We start from the raw sequence: 21941 nt of genomic DNA, 5'->3' as shown, positions 1-21941 counted from the left end.
GCTGCGCCTGGCCCAGACGGCCCAGAAATTGGTCCAAAGCCCGCTTGCCTTTGCCCGTCTGGTCCGCGCCAACCTCATGCACCTGCGCCGCATCGACCGCCTAATCGGAGACGACCGCAGCCCCAGGGGCGCTCCCAATCAGATGGTGTTGCTATGAGCCCGAAAATTAAACCGGACAGCAGTGTGCTTGACACGGGTATCCACGCGGCGCCGCATAAAATCGAATGGATACAGCGCCTTATGCGGATTCACCTGGATGGCCGGGTCAAGCCCGGCCATGACGACGAGGGGTGTGGATGGTCCCGCGAAAATTAAACCGGACCGCCTTGGAAATGGTGCTACTCGGCTGCCGGCTTCTCGATCTTGTAAAGCTCGGCGCCTTCCTTGATGAACTTCTCGCTCATTTCCGCCATGCCCTGCTCGGCAGCAAGGTCTCTGACCTCTTGGCTGATCTTGTAGGCGCAGAATTTCGGGCCGCACATCGAGCAGAAATGGGCCAGCTTGGCCCCTTCCGCCGGCAGGGTCTGGTCGTGGAAGTCCATCGCCTTTTCCGGGTCCAGCGACAGGTTGAACTGATCCTTCCAGCGGAACTCGAAGCGGGCGCGGGACAGCGCGTCGTCGCGCTGGCGGGCAGCCGGCACGCCCTTGGCCAGGTCGGCGGCGTGGGCGGCCAGCTTGTAGGTCACCACCCCTTCACGCACGTCCTGGCGGTCGGGCAGGCCCAGATGCTCCTTCGGCGTCACGTAGCACAGCATCGCCGTGCCGAACCAGCCGATCATCGCCGCCCCGATGGCGCTGGTGATGTGGTCGTAGCCGGGCGCGATGTCGGTGACCAGCGGGCCAAGCGTGTAGAACGGCGCCTCGCCGCACAGCTTCAGCTGCTTTTCCACGTTGGTCTTGATCTTGTGCATCGGCACATGGCCGGGGCCTTCGATGATGACCTGGCAATCATACTTCCAGGCGCGGTGGGTCAGCTCGCCCAGGGTTTCCAACTCGGCGAACTGGGCGGCGTCGTTGGCGTCGGCGATGGAACCCGGCCGCAAACCGTCGCCCAGGCTGAAGGCGACGTCATAGGCGCGCAGGATCTCGCAGATATCGTCGAAATGGGTGTAGAGGAAGTTTTCCTTGTGATGGGCCAGGCACCACTTGGCCATGATCGAGCCGCCGCGCGACACGATGCCGGTAACCCGCTTGGCGGTCAGCGGAATGGTCGCCAGCCGCACGCCGGCATGGATGGTGAAATAATCGACGCCCTGCTCGCATTGTTCGATCAGGGTGTCCTTGAACACCTCCCAGGTCAGGTCCTCGGCCTTGCCGTCGACCTTTTCCAGCGCCTGGTAGATCGGCACGGTGCCGATGGGAACCGGCGAGTTGCGCAAGATCCATTCGCGCGTGGCGTGGATATGGCGGCCGGTCGACAGGTCCATCACGGTGTCGGCGCCCCAGCGGATCGCCCACACCATCTTTTCCACCTCTTGGGTCACCGACGACGCCACCGCCGAATTGCCGATATTGGCGTTGATCTTGGTCAGGAAGTTGCGGCCGATGATCATCGGCTCGGCTTCCGGGTGGTTGACGTTGGCCGGAATGATGGCGCGGCCGCGCGCCACCTCGGATCGCACGAATTCCGGTGTCACCTGATCGGGGATGTCGGCGCCGAAATCCTCGCCATCGCGGAGCGATGTTTCGCCCGCGTCACGGGCGGCGGCGTCCCGCATCTCGGCCAGGCGCATGTTCTCGCGGATCGCCACATATTCCATCTCAGGCGTGATGATGCCGCGCCGTGCATAGGCCAGCTGCGAAACGGCAGCGCCCGCCTTGGCGCGCAGGGGCTTCAGGCCCTGGCGGTCGAACACCGGCACGCCGATCACCTCGCCCGGCTTCAGGCCGTCATCTTCCGGGCGATGGGCGCGGCCCGGATATTCCTCGACGTCGCCACGCTCCAGCACCCACGAGCGGCGCAACTGGGTCAGTCCCTTGGTGATGTCGATCTTGACCGCCGGATCGGTGAACGGGCCCGAGGTGTCGTAGATGCGCACCGGCGGTTCGTTGGCCGAGGCTTCCAGATCGACTTCGCGCATCGCCACCCGGATGTCGGGGCGGCTGCCCACCACATGCACCTTGCGCGAGCCGGGCAGGCAGCCGGTGGTGACCTTCAGTTCGTCGGGACGGTCGGACATGGAAAGCGCTCCGCGTGGGGCGGGCGAGCCGGCTGGCAGGGATGGTCGCGGGATGGCCGCTCCGATCCCTCCGCCGGCATGACCCGGATCAGGTTTAAGGGTCGCCGGCACATCTTCCGGCCTCTCAGCCCCCGTGGCGGGGCTCCCCTTCGGTTTCTGGGGAATGACCATGAAACCAAGCGGGCGCCTAAGTCAACCCCACACAAAAGGGGGCTTTGGCACATTAAGAGTCGATTCATCACACAGAGTGCATTGTCCAAACCAGGTGATCACCTGATAGTGTGAGCATCGACGTTCTATTCCCGAGTCCCCGAACCTTGGCCGAAATCGACCACAATCAAGCGGTACGCGAGATCACCCAGACCCTTCGGGGTCCGGTGGCGGCGGTATTTCGCAAGCTGGTCCCGGCCTTCCAGGACATCAAGGCCGAGGATTTCTACGACCAGGTCATCGCCAATGCCGAGCTGTTGCACGGCTGCCTGCTGATCTTCAGGAAGCGCCGCGACGCCTTTGGCGCCTTGCTGGTCGATGCCGACGGCCGCACCGTCAACGATGATTTCGTTCGGCTGCGCTGCGGCCGCACCGTGCACGACATCACCGCGATGATCGTGCGCACCCATGCCAAGCAGCATTTCCGGAAAACCCTGGGCGGCGATCCCAACGATCCCAAATCCAAGTCCGGCAAGCTTTATTCGGCGATGAACGAATATCTGATCCACGAGTGGCAGGTGCCGCTGACCACCGCCTACGCCAAATTGTCGGCGGACACCGTGGCGACGCTGGGGCCGGCCTTGATGGATCTGAAGACGGTGGCGGCGGTCGAGGCGGTGGCGACGGCGGTGGCCGGCGCGGTCGCCACCGCGCCCAGCGCCGGCAAGGTGCCGGTGACCCAGGTCACCAGCCAGGTCGCCGCCAACGACAGCGGCCCGAAGAAGGCGGCTGAGCCGGTCATGGTGGAAATCGACCAGCGCGAAGCCGATTTCTGGTGGGAGACGCTGAACGATCCCAACGTCCGCTCGGCCCTGGGCCGCATGACCGAGACCGAGATGCGCGAGCTGACCGCAGCCTTCTGCGCGGTCGGCGACACCACCCGGTCGGAATTGCTGAAGCCGCTGGGCTTCTCGCTCTATCAGGCGGCGGTGGTGTTCACCACGCTTTACCGCGCCCAAGGCCGCGCCGCCTTCGGCATGATGTTCGGCAAGCCGGGCAACCCGGCGGCGGTCAGGGATTTCACCAAGCGCCTGCAGGTCAAGAATGTCGGCTCGCGGACCGACATGAAGACCCTGGTCACCGTCACCGAGGGTGCCCTGCAAGGGGCCAGCCGCACCACCCGCACCGGCACGCGCTAGGGCCGTTCAAGCGCCGCGCGGGCTTGGCGCGATTCCGGCAAGACCGCAATCAACGGACACCCCCACTAATTTTGCTTTTACCCCCACGCGGTCTGTGGTAACTCTGGAGATGTTAATGCAAGTCACTCGCATTTGCGCCAACAAGAGGAACCTGCCCCGATGCGTCTGCCCAGCCGTCTGTTCGGTCTTGCCGCTGCCCTGACTGTCGCCGCCCCCGCTCTGGTTCAGGCGGCCGAGGTCAACGTCTATTCCGCCCGCAAGGATCACCTGATCAAACCGCTGCTGGACCAGTTCAGCACGGAAAGCGGCATCAAGGTCAACCTGCTGTCGGCCGGCGAGGACCAGTTGATCGAGCGCATGAGGGCCGAAGGCCCGTCCAGCCCGGCCGACATCTTGCTGACCACCGACGTCGCCCGCCTGCACAAGGCCCGGGTCGACGGGCTGCTGCAGCCGGTGGCCTCGGCGGCGCTGACCAAGGCGGTGCCGTCGCGTTTCCGCGATCCGCAGGGCTATTGGTTCGGCCTGTCGGCACGCGCCCGCGTGCTGTTCTACGCCAAGGACCGGGTCAAGCCGGCCGATCTGTCGACCTACGAGGATCTGGCCGATCCGAAATGGAAGGGCCGCATCTGCGTGCGTTCGTCGTCGTCGGTCTATAACCAGTCGCTGCTGGCCGGAATGATCGCCGTCGATGGCGCCGACAAGGCCGAGGCCTGGGCCAAGGGCATCGTCGCCAACATGGCCAGGAAGCCGCAGGGCGGCGACCGCGACCAGATCGCCGCCGTCGCCGCCGGCCAGTGCGACGTCGCCATCGCCAACACCTATTACTTCGCCGGCATGCTGACCTCGGACAAGGCCGACGAGAAGGCCGCCGTCGCCAAGGTCGGTCTGTTCTGGCCGAACCAGCAGGGCCGCGGCGTCCATGTCAACATCTCGGGGGCTGGAATGACCGCCTCGGCCAAGCACAAGGTCGAGGCCGTCAAGCTGCTGGAGTTCCTGGCCAGCCCGGCGGCCCAGAAGATCTATGCCGAAACCAACCATGAATTCCCGGTGGCCGACGGCATCCAACCGTCGGCGCTGGTGGCCGGCTGGGGAAGCTTCAAGCCCGAGACGATCCCGGTCGCCATGCTGGGCGAGAACAATCCGGTGGCGGTCAAGCTGTTCGACCGCGCCGGCTGGAGGTGAGATGGTCATCTGGAGGAATATGATGACGCGGGCGCTGGCCCGCGCCATGGCCGAGCGGGCGGCCGAGGCGCCGCCCGACAAAGAGCCGGACGAGGCCTATCCCAAGAACCTGTCCAACACCCGGCCGACACCGTCCAAATAAGAGCCGCCGAACAGGCGGACATGGACCAGCAGGGGATAAAGCAGGTAAAGGTCGCGCCGTTCCTCCCAGAAGCCGGGCGCGATCGGCCGGATCTCGCCATAACGGCGAAAGAAGGACTCGTCGAAGGTGCCGAACATGGTGCCGAAGGCCAGCTCGATCTCGGGATGGCCGTAATAGATGGCCGGGTCGATGAAGGCGGCGACCCGACCGCCCTTGACCAGGATGTTGCCGGTCCAGCAATCGCCATGCAGCAGGGCTGGTTGTGCCGGCTCCTCGATCCAACTGGGCAGGCGTGCGGCCAGAATCTCGATCCGGTGCATGGTTTCGGCCGGCAGCCGGCCCGCATCCAGCGCGTGGCGGGCCATCGCCAGCAGGCGGTGGTCGCGAAAGAAATCAAGCCAGCGATGGGTGGCCGTATTGACCTGCGGCAAGCCGCCGATGACGGTGTCGCGCTCAAGCCCAAAGGAATGCCACGACGCCCCGTGCAGGTCGGCCAGCAATTCGGCGGCATGGGCCTGGGCCGCGCCGGTCAGCGCATCGCCGCCATCCACATGTTCCATCAGCAGCAAATCGTCGTCGGCATGGATGATGGTCGGCAAGGGCAGCCGCGACCGACACGCCAACTGGCGGACCATCCAGCCCTCGGGCTCAAGCCCCGGTCCCAGCTTGGCCACCACCCGACCGTTGCCGGCCAATTGGATCAGCAGCACCCGACCGACCGAGCCGCCCGACAACGGGGCCATGGCATCGACCTTGCGGCCGGTGAAGCGTTCGACCAGGGCCGGAACCCGGGCCTGCACCTAAAGCCGCTCCCGCAGATGGACCAGCACGCCGCGCGCACCGGCCTCGATCATGTCCAGCACCCGCTCGAACCCGTCGGCACCGCCATAATAAGGGTCGGGGACATCCTTGATCCCCCACGCGGGGGCGAAATCCATGAAAAGGGCCAGGCGCTCCTCGCGCCCCTTGGGGCACAGACGGGCCAGAATGTCGTGGTGGCTGCGGTCCATCGCCAACACCAGATCGAATTCGTCGAAATCCGCCGCGGCTACCTTGCGGGCCCGCAAATCGGCCATGACGACACCGCGCCGCGCCGCGGCGGCCGTCGAGCGCTGGTCGGGCGGCTCGCCGACATGGTAGCCGTGGGTGCCGGCGGAGTCCCATCCTATACGATCGACCAGGCCTTCCGCCGCCACCAGGGCGCGGAACACCCCCTCGGCGGTGGGCGAGCGGCAGATGTTTCCGGTGCAGACGAACAAGACCTTGATCATCGATCCCGGATACCCCTTTCGCCGCCTTCCCGCAAGGGGGATGCTGCCGCAACTTGACCTAAGTCATTTCTTTTATCCTTGGAAAGCGCCCACAAAAGTGGGGCTATTGGCCGAGGAGCAGGGGAGGTCATGAACTTTACCAAACTGGCGAATTCCATACCAATTGGTAGGCGGCTGTCGATCGGCTTCCTGTCGCTGTGCGGCTTGATCCTGATCCTGGCCGGCACCGTTGCCCTGTCGTCGGGCCGGATCGTCGAGGTCAACCGCCGGATCGTCGATCTGCGGATGCCGGTGGCGGAAATCAGCGCCAGCATTCAGACCCAGCTGCAATCCTCGCTGGCGTCGTTGCGCGGCTTTCTGCTGACCGGCAAGGACGGCTTCAAGGTCGATCGCGCCGAGGCCTGGACCATCATCAACGGGCAGCTCCCCGAGATGGACGCGCTGGCGGCCCAGTTCACCAATCCCAAGAATGTCGAGCTCTGGCGCGAGCTGAAAGCCCTGCTGCCGCAAATCAATTCCTTCCAGGCCGAAGCGGAAAAGGCCGGCGCCGGCGAGGCCGGGTCGGCCATCCTGGTGCGCGACCTGCTGCCCCGGGTCACCCGCGCCATCACCATTCTGGCCGGTGAACGCGGCGCCGACGGCAAGCGCCATGGCGGCATGGTCGACAGCCAGAAGGGCCTGTTGGCCACCGATACCGACGACGTCGAAAGCCAACTGAACCAATTGCAGCTGATGTCGTGGGGCGCCCTGGTGGTCGGCCTGGCGCTGGGCGCGCTGATCAGCTGGGGCACCACCCGCTCGATCGTGCCGCCACTGGCCGGCATCACCGGTGCCATGCGCGGACTGGCCGGCGGCGATTCCAGCGTCCATGTCCCCGGCGCCGACCGGGGCGACGAGATCGGCGAGATGGCGCACGCCCTGGAGATCTTCCGCCAAGGGCTGGCCCGCCAGCAAGAGTTGGAGGCACGCGAGCGCGAAGCCGCCGAAGCCCGCCAGCGTCGTGCCGACCTGATCACCCGCCTGACTTCGGATTTCGATTCCGGGGCGACCGAGGTGGTCAAGCATGTCGCGGCCGCCTCGACCCAGTTGGAAGCCACCGCAGGGGCGATGTCGGGCGCGGCCGCGCAAACGGCCCAACAGGCCACCGCCGCCTCGCACGCCTCGGACGAGGCCTCGGCCAACGTGCAGGCCGTCGCCTCGGCCGCCGAGGAATTGGCCGCCTCGATCGGCGAGATCAGCCGCCGGGTCGCCGAATCCTCGGCCATCGCCGACGGCGCCGTCGGCGAGGCCAACCGCGCGGCATCCGACGTCGATGGCCTGGCCGAAGCGGTCCGCCATATCGGCGAGGTGGTCAGCCTGATCACCGCCATCGCCAGCCAGACCAACCTTCTGGCCCTGAACGCCACCATCGAAGCGGCGCGTGCCGGCGAGGCCGGCAAGGGCTTCGCGGTGGTCGCCAACGAGGTCAAGGGGCTGGCTAACCAGACCGCCAAGGCCACCGACGAAATCGGAGCCCAGATCGCCCTGGTCCAGGAAAAGACCGCCAAGGTGGTCGCCGCCATCCAATCCATCGTCAGCGTCATCCAGCATGTCGGCGAGAACGCCGCGTCGATCGCCGTCGCCGTCGAGGAGCAATCGGCCGCCACCACCGAGATCGCCCGCTCGGTCGATCAGGCCTCGAGCGGCAGCGCCGAGGTTCGCCACAACATCGCCGGCGTCCAGACGGCGGCCGGCGAAACCGGCGCGGCGGCCAAGCAGGTGCTGGCGGCGTCGGGGTCCTTGTCGCAACAGGCCCGCGATCTCAAGGTGATCATCGACGATTTCCTGGAGGGCGTGCGGACGGCATGACATCATCGGGCGATTGATCGCCCCGGAGGATTCATGCCCCACTTGCCCCGTCAGGGCCGGATCGTCGTGCTGACCGGCGCCGGTATCTCGAAGGAATCCGGCCTGGATACCTTTCGCTGCGAAGGCGGTTTGTGGTCGAAGGTCCGCCTGGAGGACGTCGCCACGCCCGAGGCGTTCGCGGCCAACCCTGCGCTGGTCCAGGATTTCTATAACGCCCGACGGCGCGGCCTGCAGGACCCCGCCATCGCCCCCAACCCGGCCCACCTGGCCCTGGCCCGGCTGGAAGCGGCTTGGCCCGGCGAAGTGCTGGTGGTCACCCAGAACATCGACGACCTGCACGAACGGGCCGGCAGCCGCAACCTGATCCACATGCATGGCGAGTTGCTGAAGGTCCGCTGCCAGGTCTGCGACGATCCGTTCGAATGGCGGGGCGACCTGACCGTCGACGAACGCTGCCCCGATTGCCGCCGCCCCGGCCGCCTGCGCCCGCATGTGGTGTGGTTCGGCGAGATGCCGTTGGCCATGGATCGCATCGAGCGGGCGCTGATGGACTGCGACCTGTTCGTCTCGATCGGGACCTCGGGCAACGTCTATCCGGCCGCCGGCTTCGTGCTGGGCGTGCGCCGCGCCGGCCGTGCCCACACGGTAGAACTGAACCTCGAACCTAGCGAGGGCGCCAGCCTGTTCGCCGAGACCGTGCTGGGACCGGCGTCCCAGGTGGTTCCAGCCTTCGTCGAACGCCTGCTTGGGGCTGCTTGACTCTTCTCGCGGTTCGAGGCCATATGCGCACCGTCTATAAGGGGAATCACCGAGATGAGCGCACCCGACGGGGCCGGACACGGCCATTCGCGCAATGTCTTCGCCCTGATGTTCGGCGCCATCGGCGTCGTCTTCGGCGACATCGGCACCAGCCCGCTTTACGCCATGAAGGAAACCTTCGCCGGCCCGCATCCGCTGGCGCTGGATCGGCTGCATGTGTTCGGCGTGCTGTCCCTGGTGTTCTGGGCGGTGACCATCGTGGTCTCCATCAAATACGTCATCTTCATCATGCGCGCCGACAACAAGGGCGAGGGCGGATCGCTGGCCCTGCTGGCCCTGGTCGGCCGCGCCGCGCAAGGCAGGCCCGGCCTGTCGGCCCTGGTCGCCGCCCTGGGCATCTTCGCCGCCGCCTTGTTCTATGGCGATTCGATGATCACCCCGGCCATCTCGATCCTGTCGGCGGTGGAAGGCCTGCAGGTGGTGGCCCCGGCGCTGGACCAATATGTCGTGCCGCTGACCATCGGCATCCTGGTGATCTTGTTCGCCATCCAGAAGCACGGCACCGACGCCGTCGGCAAGATGTTCGGCCCGATCATGATCATCTGGTTCACCGTGTTGGCGGTCATGGGCGTGCGCAATATCGGCCTGGCCCCCGACGTCCTGAAGTCGCTGTCGCCGCATTGGGCCATTCTGTTCCTGTATAACGACGGCTGGATCGGGTTCCTGGCCTTGGGCTCGGTGGTGCTGGCGGTGACCGGCGCCGAGGCGCTTTACGCCGACATGGGCCATTTCGGCCGGGTGCCGATCCGCCTGGCCTGGTACTTCCTGGTGCTGCCGGCCTTGCTGCTCAATTATTTCGGTCAGGGCGCGCTGCTGTTGACCAATCCGGCCGCGCTGGAGAACCCGTTCTTCAAGATGGCCCCGGCCTGGGCCGGCGTGCCGCTGCTGCTGCTGGCCACCTGCGCCACCGTCATCGCCTCGCAGGCGGTGATTTCCGGCGCCTTCTCGGTGACCCGCCAGGCCATTCAGCTGGGCTATCTGCCGCGCATGACCATCGTCCACACCTCGGAACAGGAAATCGGCCAGATCTACGTGCCGGTGCTGAACTGGACGCTGATGATCTTCGTGATGGCCCTGGTGCTGGGCTTTCGCACCTCGTCCAACCTGGCTTCGGCCTATGGCGTGGCGGTGACCGGCACCATGGTCATCGACGCCACCCTGATCGGCATGGTCATGCTGCTGCTGTGGGGGTGGAAGAAGAATTGGGTGTTCGGCCTGGTCGGGCTGTTCCTGGTGATGGATCTGGCCTTCTTCCTGGCCAATTCCACCAAGATTCCCCATGGCGGCTGGTTCCCGCTGGCCATCGGCCTGGTGGTGTTCGTGTTCCTGACCACCTGGAAGCGCGGCCGCCAGTTGTTGATGGCCAAGCTGGCCCACGACGCCATGCCGGTCGATGCCTTCCTGGCCTCGCTGTCGGCGCGGGTCACCCGCGTCTCGGGCACCGCCATCTTCCTGACCGGCACCCGCGAGGGCATTCCGCTGGCCCTGCTGCACAATCTGAAGCACAACAAGGTGGTGCACGAGCGGGTGGTGATCCTGACGGTGATCATGGCCGAGACGCCCTTCGTGTCGGCGGACAAGCGCATCGAGCATGAAGTGCTGGCGCCGGGCTTCCAGCGCCTGACCCTGCGCTTCGGCTTCATGGAGGATCCCAACATCCCCAAGACCATGGCTCAGGCCAAGACCGAGCAGTTGGGCTTCTTCTACGAACCGATGTCCATCAGTTACTTCCTGTCGCGCGAGACCATCATCGCCTCGCAGAATCCCGGCATGGCCCCGTGGCGCGAACAATTGTTCGCCTGGATGGCCCGGTCGGCCACCAATGCCATGGACTTCTTCCAACTGCCCAGCAACCGCGTCGTCGAACTGGGCAGCCAGGTGGAAATCTAGGGCTCGAGGACGCCCGCCAGAAAGTCAGCCGCCCGGCGGCGCGAGCGCTCGGCGATTTCCGGGTCGGGGGTCAGGCGAACCTTGCCGCCACGCCCCTCGAACGCCATCGCATCATAGATGAAGCGCTCGCGATCGGTCTGGCCGTCCCAGCCATGGGTGGCCTGGGGATAGAATTCCAGGTCGATCCTGGCCCCCGGCTTGTCCTCGAGCATCCGGGCAAAACGCGCGCAATCGTCGGGCCGGCCGTAATCATCCTGGCCCCCGGCCAGGATCAGCACCGGCGCGCCGGTCAGGCGATCGAAGGTCCCGAACTGGGGGTGACGCGGATTGGTCTGCAGCCGCGCATGAGTCCAGCAGGTCGGATAGAAAGCGACGTGGACAGCGAATCGCAACCCGCCCAGATCGTCGTCGAAGGCTTCACGCGTGGGGGCCGAGGCGGTGCGGATGGCCAGATTGGCCCCGAACGAGAAACCCATCACCGCAATCCTGCCCGGATCGATATCGTCACGCCCGGCCAGATATTTCAGCGCCCCATAGGCGTGGGTCAGGTTGACGTGATGGCCCTCGCGCGGGCGGCCACCCGGCGGGAACATCAGCACTTCCAAGGTGGCGAAACCACGGCGCTGCATTTCGGCGGCATGGAAGGCGCCGCGGCCGTCGATCCCCCCCGATCCATGCAGGATCACCAAGGCCGGCCGCTTGCCGTCACCGGGCGGCACGACCAGATCGGCGGTGACCTGCTCAACCCACGGATATCCGGTTCCCTGCGCGCCGGGAAAGCCGACCGGGTCGGCGAAGGCGGGAACGCCCACCGCCACCGCCCAGATGGCCAGGACGGCCCTAGATGATCTTGCCTTCGCCGCCATCATCGACGATACCCGCCACGCCGGCCAGCCAATGGCGCAGTGCCCGGCGGCTCATCAGCTTTTCCTGGGCCGGCCCCGGCAGGTCGGTCAGGGCCAGCACGCCCTTGCGCATCAGCACCTCGATCAGATCCTCGACCACGCGGATGAAGGCCAGATCGGCGTTGATGAACGGCGCCTCGCCGGCCCCTTCGATGGCCAGGTCGCAGGTGCGTTCGACGAAGGCGACAATTTCCGGGTCGTCGGCGGCCAATTCCTCGGCGCTGTCGTCCAGCGGGAATTCGGCGATGGCGATCAGACGGCCGTCGGTATCGCGGGTGACGAAGGGCATGGGGACGGCTCCGCTATCCAATACACCCACCCTAAACCGACAAAGCCCCCTCGGGAAGACCCGAGGGGGCTTTGCTAGAGCGTTTTAGCCGTCAGGACCTTAATGCAGCTTGTGCGGCAGTTCCTGGATGGCGCCGTCCACCAGGGCGGCGGCCTGGTCGGCGGTGATGCTTTCGGCCAGAACCTGACGGGCGGCGGCGATGGCGACATCGACGGCCAGATTCTTGACTTCCTTGACCGCCTGGGCCTCGGCCTGGGCGATACGGTCCATGGCCTGCTGCTCGCGGCGCTTCAAGGACGCGTCGAGATCCTTGGCCGACTGCGCGGCCAGGCGCTCGGCCTCGGCCTTGGCATGGGCGATGATCTCTTCCGCTTCCTTCATGGCGTCGCGCTGCTTGCGCTGATAGCGGGCCAGGGTCTCCTGGGCCTCTTCACGCAGGCGGGCGGCTTCGTCGATGCGGGCCTTGATCTTGGCCGACCGGGCGTCGAGCCCGGCGCCCAGGGCGCGCACCACCGGCTTCATAGCCAGGGCGACGACCATGATGAAGGCGATGCCGACCCAGAAGGCGGCATCGGTGTAGAACGGACCGGCGGCGTGATGCGCGTCGGCTGCGTAGGCGACCGAAATCATTGTCCGTTCTCCTTCAGCGCGGCGGCGATGGCCGATTCCAGCTTGCCCTGATCGGGGCTGGTACCAACCAGACGGGCGATGGCGGCGCCGGCGACGTCAAGGGCGACGTCTCGCACATTGGCGAGGGCCTGTTCCTTGGCGGCGGCAATGCGAACCTCGCCGGCCTTGATCTGCTCGGCCAGCTTGGCGCTGAGCTCACGGGTGCGCTCATCGGCTTGCTTGGCCAGGCGTTCGCTGGCTTCCTTGATGACGGAGTGCGCGTGCGCGCGCGATTCGGCCAAAGCCTTTTCATACGCGGCAATCGCGGCCTCGGCTTCGGCCTTCAACTGCATGGCCTTGTCGAGATTGTCGTCGATCTTGCGCTGACGCTCGTCGAGGACGGCGCCGATCTTCGGCAGGGCCACCTTGGACATCAGGATGTACAAAGTGATGAAAGTGACGGCCAGCCAGAAAAGCTGGGGCGCGAAGAACGCCGGATCGAACTGGGGCATCCCGATGCTCCATATGGGGTATTGAAGCGGGATATCGGAGCGGGAGGCGGGCCGCGCCACCGGTTACCCGGCGGCGCGGCTCTCACACCGTTCCGAAGGAGGAACCTTCGCCTGAAACCTTAGGCGAAGAGGATCATCAGCGCGACGACCAGAGCGAACAGCGCGATAGCTTCGGTCACCGCGAAGCCGATCCAGCCGTACAGCTCGACGTTCGCCTTGGCGGCCGGGTTACGGCCGACGGTGGCGATCAGGTTGGCCCAAATGTTACCCACGCCGATACCCGAACCGATCATGCCGATGGCGGCCAGACCAGCACCGATCAACTTAGCAGCACTCGCTTCCATAATTTTGCTCCTTCGAGGACTGGAAACCGAAAACAGACGAAAAAGTCAGAACCCTGAAGCCACCCATCAATGCATGTGGATGGCGTCGTGCAGGTAGATGCACGACAGGATGGTGAAGACATAGGCCTGCAGCAGGGCGATACCGAACTCGAGAACGGTGATGGCGCCCAGGAAGGCGAAGGGCACGATGCCCGGAATGACGTAGAACGCGCCCAGGCTGACCACGAAGCCGCCCAGCACCTTCAAGATGATGTGGCCGACGGTCATGTTGGCGAAAAGACGAACCGCCAGGCTGAACGGGCGCGAGAAGTACGAGATCACCTCGATCGGCACCAGGATGATCGCGGTGGCGATCGGGGCACCCTCGGGGAAGAACATGCGCAGGAAATGGGTGCCGTGGCGGGCGAAACCGATGATGGTGACGCCGATGAACACCACGATGGCCATGCCGAACGTCACGATGACGTGGCTGGTATAGGTGAAGGCGCCCGGGATCATGCCCAGCAGGTTACCGAACAGCACGAACATGAACAGGGTGAAGATGAAGGGGAAATACTTGCGCCCTTCCTGCCCCACATTGTCCTTCAGCATGCCGGCGATGAATTCATAGAACACCTCGGCCAGCGCTTGCCAGCGCCCGGGAACCAAGGCGCGCGAGCGCACCGAGAGCGTCAGGAAGGCGGTGATCAGCACCACCGAAATGACCATCATCACCGCGGAATTGGTGAACGACACGTCGACGCCCGCCACTTCGAGCGGAATGATGGGCTTGATCTTGAACTGCTCGATCGGGTTCGCCACGAGAGTCTCCTACCTGTCCTTCGTTCGCTTGGCCTGCCGTTTCTGGGCCATCCCCAGTCCGACCGTCGCATCCAACCCCTTGGCGGCGCGATAGGCGTTCATCACGCCAGCGCCCCCGCCGAGAAGCAGGAACAACACCATCAACAACGGCTTGGTGCCGAAGAAGTGGTCCAGGCCCCAGCCTATGCCCACCCCGACGGCAACGCCCGCCACGAACTCGACCGAGATGCGCATCCCCAAGGCGATCCCCGAAGACGACGTCCGCCGCCCCGGTTTCTGCTCTGTCTCAGCCATCTCCCGCTCGCGCGCCGCGCGGATGCGGGTATCGAGATCGTCCAGCCCTGAAGGTCCTTCGTGCTCACTCATCGAGATCGAGCCCTTGCGAACATCCTGGTCCGGTCGCATCGGTGCCAAAAGCGCGGGCAACATAAGGGGTGCATCAGCGCGTGTCAAGGCCGGAAACCAGTAATTTCAACATGTTGATTTTAAACAAAAATTCAAGACCGACCCGACCATTTTTTGCACTGCGATATCGCAGTGCGACGAATCCGAGCCCCGCCCGAAGGGGTGGCGGCACCTCCCACCTTAAGGTGGTGTCGCCTGATCGGTCAGTTCCGCGGCCTGGGAAAGGTCGACCGAGACCAGTTGCGACACCCCACGCTCGGCCATGGTAACGCCGTACAGGCGGTGGACGCGGGCCATGGTCATGCGGTGGTGGGTGACGATCAGGAATCGGGTGCGGGTGGTCTGGGCGATATTCTCGACCAGACTGCAGAAGCGGTCGACATTGGCGTCGTCCAGGGGGGCATCGACCTCGTCCAGCACGCAGATGGGCGCGGGATTGATCATGAACACCGCGAAGATCAGGGCCAGGGCGGTCAGGGCCTGCTCGCCACCCGACAGCAGACTGAGGATCTGCAGCCGCTTGCCCGGCGGCGAGGCCATGATTTCCAGGCCGGCTTCCAGCGGATCGTCGGATTCGGTCAAGGCCAGATGGGCGCGCCCGCCGCCGAACAATTGCACGAACAGGTCGCGGAACTGGCGGTCGACCTGTTCGAACGAGGCCAGCAGCCGCTCGCGGCCCTCGCGGTTCAATTCGCCGATGGCGCCGCGCAGCTTGGCGATGGCGGCGACCAGATCGTCCTTTTCCGCCCGCATGCCGGTGATGCGCTCGTCCAGCTCGGTCACTTCCTGCTCGGCCCGCAGGTTGACCGGCCCCATGGCGTCACGTTCGCGCGACAAGCGATCCAGCCGGCGGCTTAAGTCCTCGCGGTCGGGGCGTTCCTCCTCGACCAGGCCGGCGACCTCGCGCAATTGCTCAGGGGTCAGGTCCAGCCGCTCGGCGATGCGAACAGCGACGGCGCGGCAATTCTGATCGGCGGCCGAGACGGCGGCCTCGCGGCGGATGCGGTCCTCGCGGGCCTGGGCCAGGGCCGCCTCGGTGGCGCGCATGGCGCGGTCGGTCTCGGCCTGGGCGGCTTCGGCGGCGGCTAGGGCATCGGCCGAGCGCTTGCGCGCCGCTTCGGCCTGTTCCAGCTTGTCCAGCAACTCGGCGCGGCGCCGGGCGAAGGTGTCGGGGGCCTGGGCCAGGCGCTCGATCTCGGCCATCACCGTCTCGCGCCGTTCCTCGAGTTCCTGGACATGGGTGCGGGCGGTCTCGGCCCGTTTCTTCCACGATTCCCGGTCGGCGGCCAGTTGGTCCAGCCGGCGCGCGCGGTCGGCACCGTCGCGCAGCACGCGGTCCAGCTCCGAGCGCGCCTCGACCAACCCCGAGCGCTTTTCCGCCAGTTCGGCCCGCAAGCCGTTGACCCTGTCCTTGCCGTCATCGGCCTGGGGGAAGGCCTCGACTTCAAGCCGGGCCTCCATCAGATCGCCCTCGGCATCCTCGAGATCGGCGCGGGCGGCGGTGGATTGCTCGGTCAGGGCCGCCATGCGCGATTCGAAGGCGGCGAAGCGCTGGGCCAGCCTGGCGTGATCGTCGCGGGCCTTGGCGGTTTCGGCCTCGGCCCGGCGCACCGCGTCCTTGGCGGCACGCTCGGCCTCGGTCGCCTCGTCCATCGCCGCCTGGGCCGCCTCGACCCGGCCTTGCGCCTGCTCGGCACCCAGTTCGGCATCCTCGAAGGCGGCATCCAGCTCGCGCAGGCGGTTGCGCTGGGCCAGGCGCACCGCCATCGGGCTGGGCGCGCCGGCCAGGGCGGTCAGACCGTCCCAGCGCACCAGATCGCCGGCCCGGGTCACCAGACGCTGGCCGCAGGCGAGCGCCTGACGCAGGCGGATGGCGGCGGCAAGGTCGGCGACCACGCCGACTTGCGCCAGCGAGCGGGCCAGGGCCGGCGGCGCCGATACCAGCCGGGCCAGGGGCTCGGTGCCGTCGGGCAGCGCAGGGGCCGGATCAAGCGGGGCCAGTTCGACCCAATGGACCGGGGCGTCCGACTCCAGCGAGGCCGACAGATCGTCGCCCAGGGCGGCGGCCAGGGCCGGCTCGGCCCCCGGCGAGGCCGAGACCCGGTCCAGCACCGGCGGATGATCGCTGGCCTTGGCCCCGTTCAGCACCTGATTGAGGGCGTCGATCTCGGCCTTGATGCGTGTGCGGGCCGCCTGGGCGGCCTGGAAGGCGTCGCGCGCCGATTCGCGGGCGGCGGTGGCCTGGACCCGTTTCCTGTCCCAATCCTCGGCAGCCTCGCGGCTTTCCTCCAGATATTCCTGGGCCGCTTCCAAATCCATCTCGGCCGCGGTCAGATCGGCCCGGTCCAGCCCTTCGCCTTGCAATTGCTCGGCCTGGGTCTGCAATTGCACCACCCGTTCCTTCAGGCGGTCGCGGCGGGTCTCGGATTCTTGCAGGCGGCGAAGGGCGGCGGCGCGTTCGGCGTCGGCGGCGGCCACCTCTTCCATCGCCTGACCCAGATCCTTTTCCAGGGCCACCACCACGCCCGCTGCGGCCTCGACCGCCTGCTCGGCCGCCAGGCGACGCTCGCCCTCATCCTCGGCGGCGGCGCGGACCTCGTCCTCCTCGGCGGCCAGGCGGGCGATGGCCTGATCGGCGTCGGCTGCGCGGGCATGTTCCTTTTGCAGGTCCGATTGCGACTGGGCCAGGCGCGCTTCCAGATCGCGGCGGGTCTCGGCCAGCCGGCCTTCCTCGCCCTCCAATTGCTCGCGCTCGACCAGCAGGCGCTGCCACAGGGCCTGGACCTCGCCGTCATGGCGGCGCAACTCGGGCAGGCCGGCGGCGGCCTCGGCCTGACGCGTCGCGGCCACCGCCGCCAGTTCGGCCGCTTCCTCGACGCGAAGCTCGGCTTCCTTCATGGCGGCACGGGCGGCATCGATCACCGCCAGGGCTTCCAGCCACGACAGATAAAGGACCTGGGCCTCGGTGGCGCGGATCTGTTCCGACAGGGTGCGGTAGCGCACCGCCTGACGCGCCTGCTTTTGCAGCCCCTTCAATTGCTCGTCCAGGGTGGCCAGCACGTCGTCGAGACGGGCCAGGTTGGCCTCGGCGTTCTTCAGGCGCAGCTCGGCTTCGTGCCGGCGCGAATAAAGGCCCGAGATGCCGGCGGCTTCTTCCAGCAGGCTGCGGCGCTCGGCCGGCTTGGCGTTGATCAGGGCGCCGACCCGGCCCTGGCTGACCAGTCCCGACGAACGCGCCCCGGTCGCTGAATCGGCGAACAGCAACTGGACGTCGCGGGCGCGCACGTCGCGGCCGTTGATGCGGTAGCTGGAGCCCTGGCCGCGTTCGATGCGGCGCACCACCTCAAGCTCGGCGGTGCCGTATTGCGGCGGCGCGACGCCGGCCGAATTGTCCAACCCGACCAGCACTTCGGCCAGATTGCGGGCCGGGCGGCTGGAGGTGCCGCCGAAGATGACGTCGTCCATCTCGCCGCCGCGCATCTGGCGGGCCGAGGTCTCGCCCATCACCCAGCGCAACGCCTCGATCAGGTTCGACTTGCCGCAGCCGTTGGGGCCGACCACCCCGGTCAAGCCGGGTTCGATCAGAAGCTCGGTCGCATCGACGAACGACTTGAAGCCGGCCAGCCGCAGCTTGGTGAACTGGATCACCCCCTGGCTCCCCCTTGCCCGGTCAGGACCGCCTTACTTGGCGGCCTTCAGCGCCTTGTCGAAATCGGCATAGTCGCGGGCGCCGACGATTAGCTTGCCGTTGATGATCAGGGACGGCGTCGATTCGACGTCGTACTTCTTCGAACCGGCCTGGGCGCGGTCCTGAATGTCCTTGGCCAGGTCCTGACGCTTCAGGCAGGCATCGACGTCGTCGCCGGTCATGCCGGCGAAGCGCACCAGCTTCTTCAAGACGTCCAGCGGGTTCTGGTCGCGCATCCACTTGTCCTGGTTCTTCATGATCAGGTCCAGCACGCCGAAATAGCGATCCGGCCCCGAGCAATGGGCGATCATCGAGGCGCCGACCGACAGGCCGGCCGGGCCGGTGGGGAAGTCGCGATAGATCAGCTTGGCCTTGCCGGTATCGATCCAGTTGGTCTTGATCTCGGGCAGGGTGGTCTTGTGGAAGTTGGCGCAATGGCCGCAGGTGGTCGAGGCGTACTCGATGATGGTGATCGGGGCGTCGGCCTTGCCCAGCACACGGTCGATGGCGAAGCTGTCGGCATCGGCGGCCAGGGCCGGGGCGGCTGCGAACACGACGATCAGGGCGAAAAGGCGGGCAAGGACGGTCACGGCGTCAACCTCCAAGATGGGATCGCCGGATGATAGGTGCAGTGCGGCAGCGACACAAGATTACCCTTTGGCAAGGATGTGGCGGCCCAGCCGTTCCAGCGCCTCTTTCAGGGCGGGATCGGTGACGTCCTTCAGCCGTTCGCTCAAGGCGGCGTTGGCCGGTGGCGGCCTTGGCGCCGCCTTGGCCTTGGCTCGTTCGGGAAGCGGGCCATGGCGCAGGCGCAAGCGGGTCACCGCCTGCCAGCCGAAATAGCCGTTGACCCGTTCGATGATCAAGGGTTCCAGATGCTGCAATTCGGTGGCAAACGCGCTGGAGGCGACCTTGATCTCGAGGATGCCGCCGGTCCGTTCCTTGGGCGGGAACTTGATGCGCACCGGGAGCGTGTGGGCCGCCACCGCGCTGCCTACGATGGCCGGCCAATCGACCACCAGCGCGCCGCCGGCAAAGCCGTGGCGCCCGAAAATCGGCTTGGTCACCCGATCGGCGGCAAGGGCTACGGACACCATGCCCTGGATGCGGCGGTCTTCGTCCCGGGGGGGCTTGCTGGTCATGGACGAAACCTTAGCGCAAGCCCTATGCTGCCGCCATGCCTGATACCCTGCCCGACCGCCTGCTTGTCTGGTACGACCGCGATGCCCGCACCCTGCCGTGGCGCGGCCTGACCGACCCTTATGCCGTCTGGCTGTCGGAAGTGATGCTGCAGCAGACCACGGTAGCCGCCGTCATCCCCTATTTCGCCCGTTTCCTGGCCCGCTGGCCGACGGTGGAATCCCTGGCCGCCGCGCCCACCGATGCCGTCATGGCCGAATGGGCCGGACTTGGCTATTACGCCCGGGCCCGCAACCTCATTGCCTGCGCCAAGCTGGTAACCCAGTGGCGGAACGGCCGCTTCCCCGAGGACGAAGCTGGCCTGCGCCAATTGCCGGGCGTCGGTGACTATACCGCCGCCGCCATCGCCGCCATCGCCTTCGGGCAGAAGGCGGTGGTGGTCGACGGCAATGTCGAACGGGTGATGACCCGGCTGCACGCGGTCCAAGAGCCGCTGCCCAAGGCCAAGCCCCGCCTGAAACAGCTGGCCGCCGCCCTGACGCCGGATCTGCGCGCCGGCGATTACGCCCAGGCGGTGATGGATCTGGGGGCGACCATCTGCACGCCAAGGAAACCCGCCTGCGGCATCTGCCCGTGGCAAGAACCGTGCGAGGGCCGCCGGCTGGGCATTGCCGAACGATTGCCGGCCAAGCTGGAAAAGCCGGCGCGCCCGATCCGGTTCGGCACCGCCTTCTGGCTGACCGATTCCAAGGGTCGCGTGCTGCTGCGCCGCCGCCCGCCGCAAGGATTGCTGGGCGGCATGATGGAGATCCCCTCGACCGAATGGTCAGAGACCCAGCCCGCCGATCCGACCGCCCAGGCCCCGATCACCGCCGACTGGCGGGCACTGCCGGGCGAGGTGCGCCACATCTTCACCCATTTTCAACTGAACCTGCGGATAATGGCCGCGAAGGCCGGCCCTGGAGGGCGGCCATCAGGCCTGTGGGTCGAGCTTGACCGTTTGGGCGAGCACGCCTTGCCGACGGTGATGCGCAAGCTGGTCCGCCATGCGCTGGCCAAGGCGTATTAATGGAGAGTCGGATGCGTTTCGCCCTTGCCGCCCTGATCGTCGCCGGGCTTGCCACACCGGCCCTGGCCCAGCAATACCCGCCGCCGGGCGAGCGGTTGGTGATGAACCCGCCGGCCGGCTGGGCCGCGGTGCCGGTCCAGAAGGGCGAGAAGATGTCGATCACCCGGCTTTTCCCGCCGGGCGAGGACGACAAGAACTGGAACGAGCTGATCACCGTCCAGGTCTATACCGCGCATGACCAAAGCCCGCGCACCTTCATCGACAGCGTCATCCAGTACAGCCGCGACAATTGCGAGGCGGCCGGCGCCAGCGCGGTGACCGAGGTGCCGACCAACGGCTATCCGATGGCGGTGGTGTCGGTGACCTGCACCAAGGGTCGTAAGTCGGGTATGGGCGGCTTCGTTCTGGTCCAGGCCATCCGCGGCCGCGAGGCGCTTTACGTGGTCCAGCGGCAATGGCGCGGTCTCCCGTTCGCCAAGGACCAGACGCCGCCCTTCCCCGACGGCTTGCTGCGCCGCTGGAGCGAGTTCTCGCATCAGGTCAGCCTGTGCGACACCCGCGACAACCGCTATCCCTGTCCGAAACAGTGACGCCAAGCCCGTGCGGCGTTTGAGCTGGCCCGGTACGGACTTAGAGTCTCGCTGAGTTTGGTGGAATCGGATTTTCCTGTCGTCACCCTCGGGCTTGACGAAAGGGACGATGGTTGGTAGGCCCGATTTTTAACCGGACAGCAGTGGGGCAAGCGCCAGCGTGACGGGTGGGGGGAGGCGAGCTTCAGCCTAGACCAGACCGCCCCCTAATCCTTCAGATATTCCATCGCCTGGTTCAGCTGGCTCATGCGGTCATGGCTGCCGTAATTGCTGTCGGGATGATGGATGGTCGCCAGCATGCGAAAGCGCGCCCGCACCATCCGTTTGTCGGGATGGGTGCCGGGCGGGAAGCCCAGGACGTGCAAGGCGTCGGCCTTGCTGGACACCCCATGCGGCAAGGGCTCGAACGACAGCACGTTGACGATGGCCCGCAGCCGCTCGACCTCCTCGTTGACCGCGTCCAGGATCCGGGTATCGACGACCGGCGGTGGGGGTGGCGGCGGTGGGGGTGGCGGCTCGGGAATCGGCGGCGGCGCCGATGGGTCTTCCAGCTTCAAGGCCAGGGCGCCCTGGTCCATGGCCAGGGCCAGCGCCAGGGCTCGGCGGATGAACAAGGCGTCGAAGCCGGGCGCCATGCGGACCTGCAGGCGCGGCTTGCGCCGCCACGGCCGGCCCTGGCTGGGGCCTGATTTCAGCACCACCGTCTCGCGGTCCAGCGGGTCGGGATCGCCGGGATCGGGAAAGCCCGCGATGGTTTCGGCCGGCACCACCAGCAGCACCGAGCGGGCGATGTCGCCGACATTGACCCGGCGGCGGGCGGCCAACGCCTCGACGGCGTCGCGAAACGCCGAGGCGCAGGCAATGGTATAGGAGTGCTTGACGCTGTTTCCGGCCTTGGGGTCGGTCAT

General features: G+C 66.6%; 22 protein-coding genes, 1 pseudogene and 1 riboswitch. Of the genes and pseudogenes, 9 read left to right on the top strand and 14 right to left on the bottom strand.

Annotation, left to right across the window (positions count from 1 at the left end; translation table 11 throughout):
• Nucleotides 1-157 (top strand): annotated as a pseudogene (locus A6A05_RS21680) (IS4 family transposase); the annotation flags it as partial.
• 181 nt (nucleotides 158-338) lie between these two features.
• On the opposite strand, the gene thiC reads toward A6A05_RS21680, so the two are convergent.
• The gene (gene thiC / locus A6A05_RS04235; protein ID WP_068497787.1) at nucleotides 339-2180 is read right to left on the bottom strand and encodes a phosphomethylpyrimidine synthase ThiC; all 1842 of its coding nucleotides are present in this window, start codon (nucleotides 2178-2180) and stop codon (nucleotides 339-341) included.
• 48 nt (nucleotides 2181-2228) lie between these two features.
• Nucleotides 2229-2339, bottom strand: a riboswitch (TPP riboswitch).
• Between the two features lie 158 nt (nucleotides 2340-2497).
• Here thiC and A6A05_RS04230 point away from each other — a divergent pair.
• The 3 genes from A6A05_RS04230 (at nucleotide 2498) to A6A05_RS22065 (ending at nucleotide 4853) form a co-directional block, all read left to right on the top strand.
• Nucleotides 2498-3529, top strand: coding sequence for a hypothetical protein (locus A6A05_RS04230; RefSeq protein WP_068497785.1), 1032 nt, complete (start codon nucleotides 2498-2500; stop codon nucleotides 3527-3529).
• Between the two features lie 159 nt (nucleotides 3530-3688).
• Nucleotides 3689-4711, top strand: a complete 1023-nt coding sequence (locus A6A05_RS04225; protein ID WP_068497783.1) for a Fe(3+) ABC transporter substrate-binding protein — start codon at nucleotides 3689-3691, stop codon at nucleotides 4709-4711.
• A gap of 19 nt (nucleotides 4712-4730) precedes the next feature.
• The gene (locus A6A05_RS22065; RefSeq protein WP_281193238.1) at nucleotides 4731-4853 is read left to right on the top strand and encodes a hypothetical protein; all 123 of its coding nucleotides are present in this window, start codon (nucleotides 4731-4733) and stop codon (nucleotides 4851-4853) included.
• On the opposite strand, the gene A6A05_RS04220 is transcribed toward A6A05_RS22065, so the two are convergent.
• Together A6A05_RS04220 and A6A05_RS04215 are read right to left on the bottom strand one after the other, a co-directional pair.
• Nucleotides 4808-5653 carry a fructosamine kinase family protein gene (locus A6A05_RS04220; RefSeq protein WP_068497780.1) on the bottom strand — a complete coding sequence of 282 codons (846 nt, stop codon included), beginning with the start codon at nucleotides 5651-5653 and terminating at the stop codon, nucleotides 4808-4810. The two genes, A6A05_RS22065 and A6A05_RS04220, sit on opposite strands and share 46 nt — an antisense overlap.
• On the bottom strand, nucleotides 5654-6124 hold the full coding sequence (locus A6A05_RS04215; protein ID WP_068497778.1) for a low molecular weight protein-tyrosine-phosphatase: 471 nt from the start codon (nucleotides 6122-6124) through the stop codon (nucleotides 5654-5656). It lies immediately after the preceding gene.
• A 129-nt stretch (nucleotides 6125-6253) separates the two neighbouring features.
• On the opposite strand from A6A05_RS04215, the gene A6A05_RS04210 reads away from it, so the two are divergent.
• From A6A05_RS04210 to A6A05_RS04200, 3 genes are read left to right on the top strand one after another with little or no spacing between them, the layout of a single operon-like run.
• Complete coding sequence (locus A6A05_RS04210) at nucleotides 6254-7972, top strand: methyl-accepting chemotaxis protein (RefSeq protein ID WP_245644190.1); 1719 nt, start codon at nucleotides 6254-6256, stop codon at nucleotides 7970-7972.
• Nucleotides 7973-8005: 33 nt separating this feature from the next.
• Nucleotides 8006-8731: a Sir2 family NAD+-dependent deacetylase gene (gene cobB / locus A6A05_RS04205; RefSeq protein ID WP_068497777.1), complete on the top strand. Its 726-nt coding sequence runs from the start codon at nucleotides 8006-8008 to the stop codon at nucleotides 8729-8731.
• A gap of 54 nt (nucleotides 8732-8785) precedes the next feature.
• On the top strand, nucleotides 8786-10681 hold the full coding sequence (locus tag A6A05_RS04200; RefSeq protein ID WP_068497775.1) for a potassium transporter Kup: 1896 nt from the start codon (nucleotides 8786-8788) through the stop codon (nucleotides 10679-10681).
• Here A6A05_RS04200 and A6A05_RS04195 read toward each other — a convergent pair.
• The 10 genes from A6A05_RS04195 to A6A05_RS04150 all read right to left on the bottom strand — a co-directional run bounded on the left by A6A05_RS04195 (nucleotide 10678) and on the right by A6A05_RS04150 (nucleotide 19376).
• Nucleotides 10678-11550 (bottom strand): dienelactone hydrolase family protein, encoded by an 873-nt coding sequence (locus tag A6A05_RS04195; protein WP_082910683.1) that lies wholly within the window; start codon nucleotides 11548-11550, stop codon nucleotides 10678-10680. The genes A6A05_RS04200 and A6A05_RS04195 overlap by 4 nt on opposite strands.
• The gene (locus tag A6A05_RS04190; protein WP_068497771.1) at nucleotides 11522-11875 is read right to left on the bottom strand and encodes a hypothetical protein; all 354 of its coding nucleotides are present in this window, start codon (nucleotides 11873-11875) and stop codon (nucleotides 11522-11524) included. The genes A6A05_RS04195 and A6A05_RS04190 overlap by 29 nt, the downstream gene beginning before the upstream one ends.
• 99 nt (nucleotides 11876-11974) lie before the next feature.
• Entirely contained in the window at nucleotides 11975-12505 is a 531-nt protein-coding gene (locus tag A6A05_RS04185; protein WP_068497769.1) for a F0F1 ATP synthase subunit B family protein, read from the bottom strand.
• Nucleotides 12502-12996, bottom strand: coding sequence for a F0F1 ATP synthase subunit B family protein (locus tag A6A05_RS04180; protein WP_068497768.1), 495 nt, complete (start codon nucleotides 12994-12996; stop codon nucleotides 12502-12504). Before A6A05_RS04180 ends, A6A05_RS04185 begins: the two co-directional genes overlap by 4 nt.
• 119 nt (nucleotides 12997-13115) lie before the next feature.
• Entirely contained in the window at nucleotides 13116-13340 is a 225-nt protein-coding gene (locus A6A05_RS04175; protein ID WP_068497766.1) for an ATP synthase subunit C family protein, read from the bottom strand.
• A gap of 66 nt (nucleotides 13341-13406) precedes the next feature.
• On the bottom strand, nucleotides 13407-14141 hold the full coding sequence (locus A6A05_RS04170) for a F0F1 ATP synthase subunit A (RefSeq protein WP_068497764.1): 735 nt from the start codon (nucleotides 14139-14141) through the stop codon (nucleotides 13407-13409).
• Nucleotides 14142-14150: 9 nt separating this feature from the next.
• Nucleotides 14151-14570, bottom strand: coding sequence for an AtpZ/AtpI family protein (locus A6A05_RS04165; protein WP_245644189.1), 420 nt, complete (start codon nucleotides 14568-14570; stop codon nucleotides 14151-14153).
• A 156-nt stretch (nucleotides 14571-14726) separates the two neighbouring features.
• Nucleotides 14727-18194, bottom strand: a complete 3468-nt coding sequence (smc, locus tag A6A05_RS04160; RefSeq protein ID WP_068497762.1) for a chromosome segregation protein SMC — start codon at nucleotides 18192-18194, stop codon at nucleotides 14727-14729.
• 33 nt (nucleotides 18195-18227) lie between these two features.
• On the bottom strand, nucleotides 18228-18824 hold the full coding sequence (locus A6A05_RS04155) for a DsbA family protein (RefSeq protein WP_068497794.1): 597 nt from the start codon (nucleotides 18822-18824) through the stop codon (nucleotides 18228-18230).
• A 60-nt stretch (nucleotides 18825-18884) separates the two neighbouring features.
• On the bottom strand, nucleotides 18885-19376 hold the full coding sequence (locus A6A05_RS04150) for a DUF721 domain-containing protein (protein ID WP_068497761.1): 492 nt from the start codon (nucleotides 19374-19376) through the stop codon (nucleotides 18885-18887).
• A 35-nt stretch (nucleotides 19377-19411) separates the two neighbouring features.
• On the opposite strand from A6A05_RS04150, the gene mutY reads away from it, so the two are divergent.
• Nucleotides 19412-20443 (top strand): A/G-specific adenine glycosylase, encoded by a 1032-nt coding sequence (gene mutY / locus A6A05_RS04145; RefSeq protein WP_068497759.1) that lies wholly within the window; start codon nucleotides 19412-19414, stop codon nucleotides 20441-20443.
• 11 nt (nucleotides 20444-20454) lie between these two features.
• The gene (locus A6A05_RS04140; protein ID WP_068497757.1) at nucleotides 20455-21033 is read left to right on the top strand and encodes a hypothetical protein; all 579 of its coding nucleotides are present in this window, start codon (nucleotides 20455-20457) and stop codon (nucleotides 21031-21033) included.
• 206 nt (nucleotides 21034-21239) lie between these two features.
• On the opposite strand, the gene A6A05_RS04135 is transcribed toward A6A05_RS04140, so the two are convergent.
• Nucleotides 21240-21941 carry a J domain-containing protein gene (locus A6A05_RS04135; protein ID WP_068497755.1) on the bottom strand — a complete coding sequence of 234 codons (702 nt, stop codon included), beginning with the start codon at nucleotides 21939-21941 and terminating at the stop codon, nucleotides 21240-21242.

It is taken from the genome of Magnetospirillum moscoviense, from assembly GCF_001650635.1.
Lineage (GTDB): Bacteria > Pseudomonadota > Alphaproteobacteria > Rhodospirillales > Magnetospirillaceae > Magnetospirillum > Magnetospirillum moscoviense.
This window is presented reverse-complemented; position numbering and strand designations above follow the sequence as displayed.

Coding starts and splice junctions, on each gene's coding strand:
- thiC (WP_068497787.1), bottom strand. CDS start 2,180: ATGTCCGACCGTCCCGACGAACTGAAGGTCACCACCGGCTGCCTGCCC.
- cobB (WP_068497777.1), top strand. CDS start 8,006: ATGCCCCACTTGCCCCGTCAGGGCCGGATCGTCGTGCTGACCGGCGCC.
- A6A05_RS04210 (WP_245644190.1), top strand. CDS start 6,254: ATGAACTTTACCAAACTGGCGAATTCCATACCAATTGGTAGGCGGCTG.
- A6A05_RS04225 (WP_068497783.1), top strand. CDS start 3,689: ATGCGTCTGCCCAGCCGTCTGTTCGGTCTTGCCGCTGCCCTGACTGTC.
- A6A05_RS04200 (WP_068497775.1), top strand. CDS start 8,786: ATGAGCGCACCCGACGGGGCCGGACACGGCCATTCGCGCAATGTCTTC.
- A6A05_RS04185 (WP_068497769.1), bottom strand. CDS start 12,505: ATGATTTCGGTCGCCTACGCAGCCGACGCGCATCACGCCGCCGGTCCG.
- A6A05_RS04180 (WP_068497768.1), bottom strand. CDS start 12,996: ATGCCCCAGTTCGATCCGGCGTTCTTCGCGCCCCAGCTTTTCTGGCTG.
- A6A05_RS04135 (WP_068497755.1), bottom strand. CDS start 21,941: ATGACCGACCCCAAGGCCGGAAACAGCGTCAAGCACTCCTATACCATT.
- A6A05_RS04195 (WP_082910683.1), bottom strand. CDS start 11,550: ATGATGGCGGCGAAGGCAAGATCATCTAGGGCCGTCCTGGCCATCTGG.
- A6A05_RS04190 (WP_068497771.1), bottom strand. CDS start 11,875: ATGCCCTTCGTCACCCGCGATACCGACGGCCGTCTGATCGCCATCGCC.
- A6A05_RS04140 (WP_068497757.1), top strand. CDS start 20,455: ATGCGTTTCGCCCTTGCCGCCCTGATCGTCGCCGGGCTTGCCACACCG.
- A6A05_RS04165 (WP_245644189.1), bottom strand. CDS start 14,570: ATGTTGCCCGCGCTTTTGGCACCGATGCGACCGGACCAGGATGTTCGC.
- A6A05_RS04215 (WP_068497778.1), bottom strand. CDS start 6,124: ATGATCAAGGTCTTGTTCGTCTGCACCGGAAACATCTGCCGCTCGCCC.
- A6A05_RS04150 (WP_068497761.1), bottom strand. CDS start 19,376: ATGACCAGCAAGCCCCCCCGGGACGAAGACCGCCGCATCCAGGGCATG.
- A6A05_RS22065 (WP_281193238.1), top strand. CDS start 4,731: ATGATGACGCGGGCGCTGGCCCGCGCCATGGCCGAGCGGGCGGCCGAG.
- mutY (WP_068497759.1), top strand. CDS start 19,412: ATGCCTGATACCCTGCCCGACCGCCTGCTTGTCTGGTACGACCGCGAT.
- A6A05_RS04175 (WP_068497766.1), bottom strand. CDS start 13,340: ATGGAAGCGAGTGCTGCTAAGTTGATCGGTGCTGGTCTGGCCGCCATC.